At 66.4% G+C, this 11,637-nt stretch carries 12 protein-coding genes and 1 tRNA gene; 10 read left to right on the top strand and 3 right to left on the bottom strand.

Going from position 1 to position 11,637, the window contains the following annotated elements; genetic code table 11:
• The first annotated feature begins 74 nt into the window (after positions 1-74).
• From Q4F73_RS08730 to Q4F73_RS08740, 3 genes are all read left to right on the top strand, one after another.
• Positions 75-147: transfer RNA gene (locus Q4F73_RS08730), tRNA-Ala, on the top strand.
• Between the two features lie 157 nt (positions 148-304).
• The gene (locus tag Q4F73_RS08735) at positions 305-727 is read left to right on the top strand and encodes a pyridoxamine 5'-phosphate oxidase family protein (protein ID WP_303358968.1); all 423 of its coding nucleotides are present in this window, start codon (positions 305-307) and stop codon (positions 725-727) included.
• Positions 728-737: 10 nt separating this feature from the next.
• Positions 738-1,499: a fructosamine kinase family protein gene (locus Q4F73_RS08740; protein WP_303358969.1), complete on the top strand. Its 762-nt coding sequence runs from the start codon at positions 738-740 to the stop codon at positions 1,497-1,499.
• On the opposite strand, the gene nadE is transcribed toward Q4F73_RS08740, so the two are convergent.
• Positions 1,496-2,311, bottom strand: coding sequence for an ammonia-dependent NAD(+) synthetase (nadE, locus tag Q4F73_RS08745; protein ID WP_303358970.1), 816 nt, complete (start codon positions 2,309-2,311; stop codon positions 1,496-1,498). The genes Q4F73_RS08740 and nadE overlap by 4 nt on opposite strands.
• Positions 2,312-2,443: 132 nt before the next feature.
• Here nadE and ykgO point away from each other — a divergent pair, with 132 nt between their 5' ends.
• The 4 genes from ykgO (at position 2,444) to nrdE (ending at position 5,908) form a co-directional block, all read left to right on the top strand.
• The gene (gene ykgO / locus Q4F73_RS08750) at positions 2,444-2,566 is read left to right on the top strand and encodes a type B 50S ribosomal protein L36 (protein ID WP_005511141.1); all 123 of its coding nucleotides are present in this window, start codon (positions 2,444-2,446) and stop codon (positions 2,564-2,566) included.
• A 377-nt stretch (positions 2,567-2,943) separates the two neighbouring features.
• The gene (gene nrdH / locus Q4F73_RS08755; RefSeq protein ID WP_303358971.1) at positions 2,944-3,177 is read left to right on the top strand and encodes a glutaredoxin-like protein NrdH; all 234 of its coding nucleotides are present in this window, start codon (positions 2,944-2,946) and stop codon (positions 3,175-3,177) included.
• A gap of 110 nt (positions 3,178-3,287) precedes the next feature.
• On the top strand, positions 3,288-3,728 hold the full coding sequence (gene nrdI / locus Q4F73_RS08760; RefSeq protein ID WP_303358972.1) for a class Ib ribonucleoside-diphosphate reductase assembly flavoprotein NrdI: 441 nt from the start codon (positions 3,288-3,290) through the stop codon (positions 3,726-3,728).
• A gap of 29 nt (positions 3,729-3,757) precedes the next feature.
• Positions 3,758-5,908, top strand: coding sequence for a class 1b ribonucleoside-diphosphate reductase subunit alpha (gene nrdE, locus Q4F73_RS08765; RefSeq protein WP_303358973.1), 2,151 nt, complete (start codon positions 3,758-3,760; stop codon positions 5,906-5,908).
• Positions 5,909-5,971: 63 nt separating this feature from the next.
• Here the strand turns inward: nrdE and Q4F73_RS08770 are convergent, their stop codons facing one another.
• Positions 5,972-6,691: a FadR/GntR family transcriptional regulator gene (locus Q4F73_RS08770; RefSeq protein WP_303358974.1), complete on the bottom strand. Its 720-nt coding sequence runs from the start codon at positions 6,689-6,691 to the stop codon at positions 5,972-5,974.
• A gap of 568 nt (positions 6,692-7,259) precedes the next feature.
• Between Q4F73_RS08770 and ctaD the strand changes: the two genes are divergently transcribed.
• The 3 genes from ctaD (at position 7,260) to Q4F73_RS08785 (ending at position 11,166) form a co-directional block, all read left to right on the top strand.
• Positions 7,260-9,002: a cytochrome c oxidase subunit I gene (ctaD, locus tag Q4F73_RS08775; protein ID WP_303358975.1), complete on the top strand. Its 1,743-nt coding sequence runs from the start codon at positions 7,260-7,262 to the stop codon at positions 9,000-9,002.
• 119 nt (positions 9,003-9,121) lie between these two features.
• Positions 9,122-10,435 (top strand): phosphoserine phosphatase SerB, encoded by a 1,314-nt coding sequence (serB, locus tag Q4F73_RS08780; RefSeq protein WP_303358976.1) that lies wholly within the window; start codon positions 9,122-9,124, stop codon positions 10,433-10,435.
• Complete coding sequence (locus Q4F73_RS08785; RefSeq protein WP_303358977.1) at positions 10,432-11,166, top strand: aminoacyl-tRNA hydrolase; 735 nt, start codon at positions 10,432-10,434, stop codon at positions 11,164-11,166. The genes serB and Q4F73_RS08785 overlap by 4 nt, the downstream gene beginning before the upstream one ends.
• A gap of 4 nt (positions 11,167-11,170) precedes the next feature.
• On the opposite strand, the gene Q4F73_RS08790 is transcribed toward Q4F73_RS08785, so the two are convergent.
• Positions 11,171-11,637 (bottom strand): ATP-dependent DNA helicase (locus Q4F73_RS08790; protein ID WP_303358978.1); only part of this gene is annotated, 467 nt, incomplete at its 5' end.

Here is an 11,637-nt window from a genome sequence, read left to right on the forward strand (position 1 = left end):
GCGCACCACACTGGCAGTGTGGGGGTCAGGGGTTCGAGTCCCCTTAGCTCCACTCCACAACTACATATACGCACGGGGCTATGGCGCAGCTGGTAGCGCACCACACTGGCAGTGTGGGGGTCAGGGGTTCGAGTCCCCTTAGCTCCACCCGTGAAAGAGGCTCACCTTCGGGTGGGCCTCTTTTCGTGTCTTCGGGTGGGGGAGTGGTGGCCGTACTCACCGCCCACGGCGATTCCCGGCGACGTATTGTGGGAGATAACCGTGAACGCACCCGCGTTGAACCGAACGAGGAAAGTGAATCAACATGTCCTTCAACGATGACGTCTTCCGCACCCTGAGCACCGAGCAGTCCCTGGCCTACTTGGAGGACGTGCAGCCCGGTCGCATCGTGATGCGTCGTAAGGAGGACATCGAGATCTTCCCCATCAACTTCGTCGTCGACGGTGAGGCGGTGTACTTCCGTACCGCCGAGGGATCCAAGCTGTTCACCCTCAGCCTCAACCAGGATGTCCTCTTCGAGGCTGACGGGGTGGTCGACGGTACCGCCTGGTCCGTCATCATCCGTGGCACCGCGGAGGTACTGCAGAAGTCGGCGGACATCGATCACGCCGAGACCCTGGGCCTCAAGCCGTGGGCGCCGACGCTGAAGTACAACTGGGTGCGCATCAACGCCTCCGACATCTCCGGCCGTGAGTTCGAGATCGGCGAGGAGCCGGAGCGCTACTAGTCTGGCCTGTATGACCGACATCTTCACCAAACAGCCCCGTGAGCCGAGATCCGCAGAAGCGGAGGCCGCGGGGCTGCGCTGGCTCGCGGAAGCCTCCCCGTGCGTGGCGGAGGTGGTGGAGGTGGATCCGGCGCGCAACATCCTGCGCACCCGGCGGGTGGCGGAGGTCAGTCCCACGGCGGAGGCGGCGCGGGAGGCCGGCCGGCAGTTGGCGCATATCCACGCGGCCGGGGCACCCGCCTTCGGGGCGCCGCCGAGCGGCTGGGACGGCCCGAACTACATCGGCACCCAGGAACAGGAGTGCACCCCGCACGAGCACTGGGGGACGTTCTACGCCGAGCAGCGGGTCCTGCCCTTCGCCCGGCGGGCGGTGGAGGTCGGCCACCTCGATGAGGAGGGGCTGGGCGTGGTCGAGCGGGCGTGCGCCGCAATCACCGCGGCCCCGTGGGAGATTGCGCCCGCCCGGATTCACGGCGACCTGTGGGCGGGGAACCTGCTGTTTTCGAAGCAGGGCCCGGTGTTCATCGACCCGGCCGCCCACGGTGGCCACCCGCTGACGGATCTGGCCATGCTGGCGCTGTTCGGGGTGCCCTTCCGGGAGGACGTGTGGCGCGGCTACCAGGAGGTGACACCGCTCCCGGCGGACTTCCGGGACCACTTCCCCCTGCACCAGCTCCACCCGTTGGCGGTGCACACGCTCACCCACGGGCCCAGCTACGCCCGGCCGCTGGTGGCCGCGGCGCGGGAGACGGTGGAGCGGTTCGGAGGCTAACGCCACCAGGTGTCGTGCGGGCCCGGCGGCAGGTGGCGCTTGTGGGCGCCGACCCGCCACAGGTGCTCGATGCGCTCACGGGCCTGGGTGGGGACCTCCCGGCCCTCGAGGTAGTCGTCGATGTGGGCGTAGGTGACGCCGAGAGCCTCCTCGTCGGGCAGCGCCGGGCGGTCATCCTCGAGGTCCGCGGTGGGGATCTTCGTCCACGTCGACTCCGGGGCGCCGAGCTCCTGCAGCAGCTGCGCGCCCTGGCGTTTGTTGAGGCCGGCCAGCGGCAGGATGTCCGCGGCGCCGTCGCCGTGCTTGGTGAAAAAGCCCGTGACGTTCTCCGCGGCGTGATCGGTGCCGATGACCAGCGCCGAACGTTCGCCGGCGATGGCGTACTGGGCGATCATGCGCTGGCGGGCCTTGACGTTGCCCTCGTGGAAGTCCCCGAGCTCGTCCATCCCCAGGGCGGCGGCGACCGCGGCGCTGATCTCACGGGTGGCACCGGCGATGTTGACGGTCAGGCGGTGGTCGGGGCGGATGAAGTCGAGGGCCACCTGGGCGTCGTCCTCGTCCGCCTGGACGCCGTGGGGCAGGCGGACCGCCCAGAACTCGGCCTGACCGCCGGCGGCGCGGACCTTCTCCACGGCCAACTGGGCGAGGCGGCCGGCGAGGGTGGAGTCCTGGCCGCCGGAGATGCCGAGCACGTAGCCCTTCATGCCGGTGACGTGCAGGTAGTCGGCGAGGAAGGTGACGCGGTCGGTGATCTCCGCGGGGGCGTCGATGAGCGGGCGGGTGCCGAGGGCTGCGATGATGGTGTCCTGCATGCCCGCCATCGTAGGCGGTTTTGGTGGTTGGGCGGGGCGTGGGGTAACATCGTCCCTCGTGTCATGGCTGGTATGGCCATGTTGGAAAAGTCGCATCGTAACTGAAATCGCGCATACAGAAAGGAGCGCCCGATGAAGGTCCGCAAGTCGCTTCGGTCGCTGAAGAACAAGCCGGGCGCCCAGGTTGTGCGTCGTCGCGGCAAGGTCTACGTGATCAACAAGAAGGAGCCGCGCTTCAAGGCCCGCCAGGGCTAGGCGCTCGCTGCTTATCGACGAGCCAACCGCCCGTCCGGAGATCCTCCGGGTGGGCGGTTTTCTCGTGTCCGGGACGTCCCCGGGGCAGTAACATAACGATTATGTAACGGGTCGGGTGGCCGAGCTGGGGAAATCACAGCGGTGTGGTTCCACGGCTGTCGTTTCGTGGTCGGAAGCGGGTCAACATGTGGGCCGTCGGCGAGTGGCATCCTGGGAATATCACGTGTGTAACTACTACATGTAGTGCTGGTTGCGGGTGTTGACCACAAAGTATAGTGTCGTTGATGTCGCCGCCGGAGGGGACGAGAAACCCTCTCCGCGGCTTTTGAAACCGACACCGTCGACGTTATTCGCCGAGAAGAATGAGGATCACTCCCATGTCCATCACCCTCTACACCAAGCCCGCCTGCGTCCAGTGCAAGGCTACCGAGAAGGCTCTCGACCGCGCCGGCCTGAAGTACGACACCGTGGACATCAGCCTCGACAACGACGCCCGTGACTACGTCCTCGCCCTCGGCTACCTGCAGGCGCCGGTGGTCGAGGCCAACGGTGAGCACTGGTCGGGCTTCCGCCCGGAGCGCATCAACAGCCTCACCGCTGTCGTCGCCTAGCATCACCACCCCCTGATCGGCCCTGCCGGGAGTCGGGGCCGATGACCACCCCCCTCCCACGCCGCCCACGAGACACCGGGCGGCGTTTCCCATAAGGACGTGAACCACCGATGCTCGTCGTGTACTTCTCCTCCGTGACGGAGAACACGCGTCGCTTCGTCGAGAAGCTCGACCTGCCTCACGCCCGCATCCCACTGCACAGGCACGAGGAACCACTCCTCGTCGATGAGCCCTACGTCCTCGTCTGCCCCACCTACGGCGGGGGCGCCACCCTCACCGACCAGAATTCCCGTCCGGTGCCGGCGCAGGTCATCCGCTTCCTCAACAACGAACACAACCGCAGCCTCATCCGGGCGGTCGTGGCCGGCGGCAACTCGAACTTCGGCTCGGACTTCGGGTTGGCGGGCGAGATCATCGCGAAGAAGTGCAGCGTGCCCTATGTGTACCGCTTCGAGCTGATGGGCAACCCCGAGGATGTGCGTATCCTGCGGGAAGGGCTTCTCACCAACGCGGAGGCCCTGGGGTTGCACCCCCAGACCACCTCCTGCTGAACCACCTCAACTGAAAGGCACCGGAAACCTTGACCACGACGACCACTGAGCACGCCTCCGCCCAGGAGGAGCAGCTCGACTACCACGCTCTCAACGCGCTGCTCAACCTCTACGACGAGAACGGTCAGATCCAGTTCGACAAGGACCGCGAGGCTGCCAACCAGTACTTCCTGCAGCACGTCAACCAGAACACCGTGTACTTCCACGACCTGGACGAAAAGCTGCGCTACCTCGTGGACAACAAGTACTACGAGCCGGAGGTGCTCGAGGCCTACGACTACGACTTCATCAAGTCGCTGTTCCAGCGTGCCTACGCCTACAAGTTCCGCTTCCCGACGTTCCTCGGGGCGTACAAGTACTACACCTCCTACACCCTCAAGACCTTCGACGGCCGCCGCTACCTCGAGCGTTTCGAGGACCGCGTCACCATGACCGCGCTCTTCCTCGCCGACGGCGACCGCGCGCTGGCCGAGAACCTCGTCGACGAGATCCTCACCGGCCGTTTCCAGCCGGCGACCCCCACCTTCCTCAACGCGGGCAAGGCCCAGCGCGGCGAGCTCGTCTCGTGTTTCCTCCTGCGCATCGAGGACAACATGGAGTCCATCGGCCGCGCCATCAACTCCGCGCTGCAGCTGTCCAAGCGCGGCGGCGGCGTCGCCCTGCTCCTGTCGAACCTGCGTGAATCCGGTGCTCCGATCAAGCACATCGAGAACCAGTCCTCCGGTGTCATCCCCGTGATGAAGCTGCTCGAGGACTCCTTCTCCTACGCCAACCAGCTCGGTGCCCGCCAGGGTGCCGGTGCGGTGTATCTCAACGCCCACCACCCGGACATCATGCGCTTCCTCGACACCAAGCGGGAGAACGCCGACGAGAAGATCCGCATCAAGACCCTCTCCCTCGGTGTGGTCATCCCCGACATCACCTTCGAGCTGGCCCGTCGCAACGACGACATGTACCTGTTCTCCCCCTACGACGTGGAGCGCAAGTACGGCAAGCCCTTCGGCGACATCTCCATCACCGAGCTCTACGACGAGATGGTCGACGACCCGAACATCGCCAAGAAGAAGATCAACGCGCGGCAGTTCTTCCAGACCCTCGCCGAGATCCAGTTCGAGTCCGGCTACCCGTACATCATGTTCGAGGACACCGTCAACGCGGCCAACCCCATCGACGGCCGCATCAACATGTCCAACCTGTGCTCGGAGATCCTGCAGGTCAACACCCCCTCGACCTATCACGAGGACCTCTCCTACGAGACCATCGGCGAGGACATCTCCTGCAACCTCGGCTCGATGAACATCGCCATGGCCATGGATTCCCCCGACTTCGGCAAGACCATCGAGACCGCCATCCGTGGTCTGACGGCTGTCGCCGAGTTCACCAGCATCGACTCCGTGCCGTCCGTGCGCGAAGGCAACAACGCCTCGCACGCCATCGGCCTCGGGCAGATGAACCTCCACGGCTACCTGGGGCGTGAGCACATCTACTACGGCTCCGAGGAAGGCCTCGACTTCACCAACGCCTACTTCGCCGCGGTCCTCTACCAGGCGCTGCGGGCCTCCAACAAGCTCGCGCGCGAGCGGGGCACGACCTTCTCTGGCTTCGAGAAGTCCCAGTACGCCGACGGCACCTACTTCGACGGCTTCGACCCGGCGGATTTCGCACCGACGACCGAGAAGGTGAAGGCGCTGTTCGCGGAGTCGACCGCGCACATCCCCTCCGCCGAGGACTGGGCGCAGCTCAAGGCCGAGGTCATGGAGCACGGCCTGTTCAACCGCAACCTGCAGGCGGTCCCGCCGACCGGTTCGATCTCCTACATCAACAACTCGACCTCCTCGATCCACCCGATCGCCTCGAAGATCGAGATCCGCAAGGAAGGCAAGATCGGCCGCGTCTACTACCCGGCGCCGCACATGGACAACGAGAACCTGGACTACTTCCAGGACTCCTATGAGATCGGCTACGAGAAGATCATCGACACGTACGCCGTGGCCACCCGCTATGTCGATCAGGGGCTGTCACTGACGCTGTTCTTCAAGGACACCGCCACCACCCGCGACATCAACCGCGCCCAGATCTACGCCTGGCGCAAGGGCATCAAGACCCTCTACTACATCCGTCTGCGTCAGGTCGCCCTGACCGGCACGGAGATCGAGGGCTGCGTCTCCTGCATGCTCTAGCACGGACACAGGGCGCGGTTCCCCGGGGAAGGGGACCGCGCCCTGTGGCGATTCTGAGTGTGCTCAGTAGTCGTCGACGAACATCGCCGCCACCTCGGTGAGCAGCAGGCGGGACTGCTGCTCGGCGGCCGCGGCGTCGCCGTCGGCGATGGCCTGCGCCAGCTGTTCGTGGGCCGACATCGCGGCCGGCGCCGGGTCCGCGGGCTGCATGCCGTAACGGGTGCGGCCCTGCAGCACGCTGAGCAGGGGAGGGGCCAGCGCCGCGAACATCTCGTTACCGGAGGCGACGAGGAGCAGGTTATGGAAGCGGCTGTCGACCTCCAGGAACTCCTGCGAGGCACCGGCGCCCGATTCACCCAGCTCGCGCAGACGCCGGGCCAGGTCGAGCAGCTCCTCGCGCTGCTGCGGATCGGCGTTGAGGGCCGCCAGGTGGGCGGCCTGCGGCTCGATGCCCGTGCGCAGCTCGTTGAGAGAACGCAGTTGGGAGCGGCGGTCGTTGGGGCAGGCCAGGCGCCAGTCGATGACGGACTGATCGAAGACCGCCCACGAGGACCGGGGGCGGACGGTGATGCCGACGCGCCGCGAGGAGGACACCAGCCCGAGCTGCTCGAGGGCCCGCATGGCCTCGCGGGCCACGGTGCGGGAAATGTCGAAGCGGTCGGACAGGTCCTGGAGGGTGAAGGTCCGTCCCTCGGGCAAAGTTCCGGAGATGATGTCCTGTCCTAGCTCGGCGAGGACGTTGTCCAGCAGAGGGGCGGCCGGGGTGCGGGGTGGCTCGGTCATCGCAGTCGGTGTCCTTCGTATCCGGGGACGGCATTATTAGTCATTCTAAACGCCGGAGCGGGGGTGATGCAGGAGCATGGTCCATATTGGGGGAAACAAACGCGGAAAGTAACGGCGCCGCACTGTCCGATTCGGGGGTGGCGCCCCGCGAGGCCGCTGCTGTGTCCTTATATATATGTCTGCACTGGGGCAGCCGTGCCCGGACGGCCCGGCTGGGAGGGGCGTTCCCGGGTGGTGGGCGGGGCGCGGGGTGTTCGGTACCCGACCCCCATCGAAAGGTTGATAACGACCGGGGGTGAAGGGGAGTTCCCCGTCTCGGTGGGGAATGTTAATCCCCCAGTTCACAAGTGTGGCTCCAGTCACAAACCTGAGGGGGCGCCGGTGGATTCAGGGGTGAATCTCCGGGAAAAGCCGCTGTACTTGAGTTTTGTGAGACACCAGGGGTTAGACTGAACAACGTCTTCAGCCTCAATGGGCTGGAAAACTCTCTTACGCGTCCTTTAAGATGAGGCGCAGTAAAAGCTTGGCAGTCCGCATTGTGCGGGCTGTCTCGTAGTCAGGAGGAACTATGACCGCAGTGGCGCCAAGGCTCGACGATTACGTCGAGCCGACACGTCCTCAGCCGACCGGCAACGAGCGTAAGGGCTCGCGCGCCTGGGAGATGCTGACCACCACCGACCACAAGCAGCTGGGCATCTACTACATCATCATGTCCTTCAGCTTCTTCTTCCTCGGCGGGCTTATGGCCCTGCTGATCCGCGCGGAGCTGTTCTCCCCGGGTCTGCAGTTCCTGTCGAACGAGCAGTTCAACCAGCTGTTCACCATGCACGGCACCGTGATGCTGCTGCTGTTCGGTACGCCGATCGTCTGGGGTTTCGCGAACTACGTCCTGCCGCTGCAGATCGGCGCCCCGGATGTGGCCTTCCCCCGCCTGAACGCCTTCGGCTTCTGGGTCACCACCGTCGGTGGTGTCGCGATGCTCTCCGGCTTCCTCACCCCGGGTGGCGCGGCCGACTTCGGCTGGACCATGTACTCCCCGCTGTCCGACGCAGTCCACACCCCGGGTGTCGGTGCTGACCTCTGGATCATCGGCGTCGGCGCGACCGGTGTCGGTACCGTCGCCTCCGCCATCAACATGCTCACCACCATCCTCACGATGCGTGCCCCGGGCATGACCATGTTCCGTCTCCCGATCTTCACCTGGAACATCTTCGTCACCTCCGTCATCGCCCTGATGATCTTCCCGCTGCTGCTCGCCGCCGCCCTCGGCGTCCTCTACGACCGCAAGCTCGGCGCGCACATCTACGACACCGCCAACGGTGGCGCCATCCTGTGGCAGCACCTGTTCTGGTTCTTCGGCCACCCCGAGGTTTACGTCCTCGCGCTGCCGTTCTTCGGTGTCATCTCCGAGGTCATCCCGGTCTTCTCCCGTAAGCCGATGTTCGGCTACATCGGCCTGGTCTTCGCGACCCTGGCCATCGGCGCCCTGTCCATGGCCGTGTGGGCCCACCACATGTTCGTCACCGGTGCCGTCCTCCTGCCGTTCTTCTCCTTCATGACGTTCCTGATCTCGGTCCCGACCGGCGTCAAGTTCTTCAACTGGGTGGGAACCATGTGGAAGGGCCACATCACCTGGGAAACCCCGATGGTCTTCGCGGTCGGCTTCGTCGCCACCTTCCTCTTCGGTGGCCTGACCGGCATCATGCTGGCCTCCCCGCCGCTGGACTTCCACCTGGCTGACGGCTACTTCCTCATCGCGCACTTCCACTACACCCTCTTCGGCACCGTGGTGTTCGCCTCCTTCGCCGGCGTCTACTTCTGGTTCCCGAAGATGACCGGTCGTATGCTGGACGAGCGTCTGGGCAAGATCCACTTCTGGATCACCTTCATCGGCTTCCAGGGCACCTTCCTCATCCAGCACTGGCTGGGCAACATGGGTATGCCGCGTCGTTACGCCGACTACCTGGACTCCGACGGCTTCACCCTGCTCAACCAGATCTCCACCGTCTTCTCCTTCCTCCTCGGCGCCTCCGTCATCCCGTTCATCTGGAACGTGTTCAAGTCCTGGCGCTACGGCGAGGTTGTCACCGTCGACGATCCGTGGGGCTACGGCAACTCCCTCGAGTGGGCCACCTCCTGCCCGCCGCCGCGCCACAACTTCGTCTCCCTGCCGCGTATCCGCTCCGAGCGTCCGGCATTCGAGCTGCACTACCCGCACATGGTCGAGCGCATGCGCCGCGAGGCACACACCGGCCACCACGACGAGCGTGCAGAAAAGACCCAGTCCCCGTCTCCGGCTGAAGTCCGCTAGACACAGGGTCTGACATAGTCACCTCCGACTGACACAACCCCCGGCAGATCCTCTGCCGGGGGTTGCGGCATGTCTGCCACCCATAACCCGCATCCCGCACCTACCTTCGATCTGAAAGAATGATCCCCGTGGACGATCCCCATTCTCATCCCGTCAGTGACAACACCTCCGGCCGTCTCCAGGTGGCCCTCCAGCCCGGCCTGGAGTCCGCCGTGATCACCCTCACCGGCCGTGACCGCCCCGGCGTGACGGCTGCCTTCTTCCGTGTGCTCTCCGCCCACAATGTCCAGCTTCTCGACGTCGAGCAGTCCCAGTTCCGCGGCTACCTCAACCTCGCGGCCTATGTCGGTGTCGAGCCGTCCCGCGTCGAGCGTCTCCGTGAGGGCCTCGATGAGACCCTCCGCGGACACGGCCAGACCGTGGCCCTCGACCTGGCCGCGGAGACCACCTCCTCCTCGCCGCGCTCCACCCACGTGCTCGTCGTGCTGGGCAACCCCGTCACCGCCCAGGATGTCTCGTCCATCGGCCAGACCCTGGCCAACTACGGCGCCAACATCGACCGCATCCGCGGCATCGCCGATTACCCGATCACCGGCCTGGAGCTCATGGTCACCATCGCCAACCCCGAGCCGGGTGGCGGCAAGGCCATGCGTAAGGCCCTGGCGGAGCTGACCGCCGAGCTCGGCGTGGACATCGCCATCGAGCGCGCGGGCCTGCTGCGACGCTCCAAGCGCCTGGTGTGCTTCGACTGCGACTCCACCCTCATCACCGGTGAGGTCATCGAGATGCTGGCCGCACACGCCGGCAAGGAGGCCGAGGTCGCGGAGGTGACCGAGCGGGCCATGCGCGGCGAGCTGGATTTCGAGGAGTCCCTGCGCGAGCGGGTGGCCACCCTCAAGGGCCTGGATGCGTCTGTCATCGACGCCGTCGCCAAGGACATCGTGCTCACCCCGGGCGCGCGGACCACCATCCGCACCCTGCACAAGATGGGATACCGCACGGCGGTGGTCTCCGGTGGCTTCATTCAGGTCCTCGAGGACCTCGCCGCGGACCTCGAGCTCGACTACGTGCGCGCCAACACCCTGGAGATCGTCGACGGCAAGCTCACCGGTCGCGTCACCGGGGACATCGTCGACCGGGCGCGCAAGGCCGAGCTGCTGCGGGAGTTCGCCGCGGACTCCGGGCTGCAGATGTACCAGACCGTCGCCGTGGGTGACGGGGCCAACGACATCGACATGATCTCCGCCGCCGGCCTCGGCATCGCCTTCAACGCCAAGCCCGCCCTGCGGGAGATCGCCGACACGTCCGTCAACCACCCCTTCCTCGACGAGGTGCTCCACATCCTCGGCGTCCCGCGCGACGAGATCGACGAGTCCGACCTGGAGGACGGCACCTTCCGTCGCGTGCCCCTTGAGGCGACCTCCCGCCCGTGACCGCACCAGACCCGCTCGCCCTGGCGCATGATCTCCTGCGCGCCCGGGTGAGCGAGGATCGCCACGCGCGCCACGAGGACCCCGCCCGGCCGGAGACGGTCCAGGCCATGCAGATCGCCCTGCATGTGCCGAAGCAGTGGCCGCCGCGTCGCAGCGACCTCCTGGAGGCGGCCGCGCGGGCGGTGGTGGCGGTGTGCCTGGCGCCGCAGGTGGCCACGGATCCGCACTGGCGGGCCGGAGTGGAGGGGTGGTACGACCACCTCATCCGTAAAGTCGCCCGTCGCGCCCGGAACAAGGCGTGGGAAGACGTGCAGGACGTCCCCGGTATCACCGTCGACGTCCGCGGCGCCCAGGCCCGCGCCTTCGTGCCCACTGCCGTGAGCGAGGTTCCGGCACTGGTGCGCAAGCTGCAGATTCAGTGCACGGAACTGCCCTGGCACGACCCCGATCCCGTCGATCCCACGCGGCCTCAGATATTCATCGACGCCGACCTGGGGATGAGCACCGGGAAAGCCGCCGCCCAGGTGGGACACGCCAGCATGCTGCTGGCCGCGCACCTGGAGCTTGAACAGCTCCGGGACTGGGCGGCCACCGGTTTCGACCTCTCCGTCCGGGAGGTCCCGCACGCCGAGTTCATCGCCCACCTGGATACCCCCGGCGTGGTCGTCGTCCGCGACGCCGGCTTCACCGAGGTGCACCCGGACGCCCTCACGGCCCTGGCGTTGCCGTGAGCCGCTAGCGTTGCTGCGCCACCAGGCGTGCCAGGGCCCCGCGCACCACCGTCGGGTCGGTGGTCTCCCAGAACGCCGGCATCGAGGCCCGCAGGAAGGAACCGTAGCGTTTGGTGGCCAGGCGGTTGTCCAGCACCGCCACCACGCCGCGGTCGTCGACCGAGCGCAGCAGACGCCCCGCCCCCTGCGCCATGAGGAGCGCGGCATGGGTGGCGGCGACCTCCATGAACCCGTTGCGGCCCTCGGCCTCGGCGGCCTCCTTGCGGGCCTGCAGCAGCGGATCATCGGGGCGGGGGAAGGGGATGCGGTCGATGAGCACCAGGGAGCAGGCGGGCCCGGGGACGTCGACACCCTGCCACAGGGTCAGCGTGCCGAACAGGCAGGCGTTCTCCTCCCGGGCGAACTTCTCCACCAGTGCCCCGGTGGTGTCCTCGCCCTGGCAGTAGACGTCGAAGGGCAGGCGCAGCTTCA

It is taken from the genome of Corynebacterium sp. (assembly GCF_030535495.1).
Lineage (GTDB): Bacteria > Actinomycetota > Actinomycetes > Mycobacteriales > Mycobacteriaceae > Corynebacterium.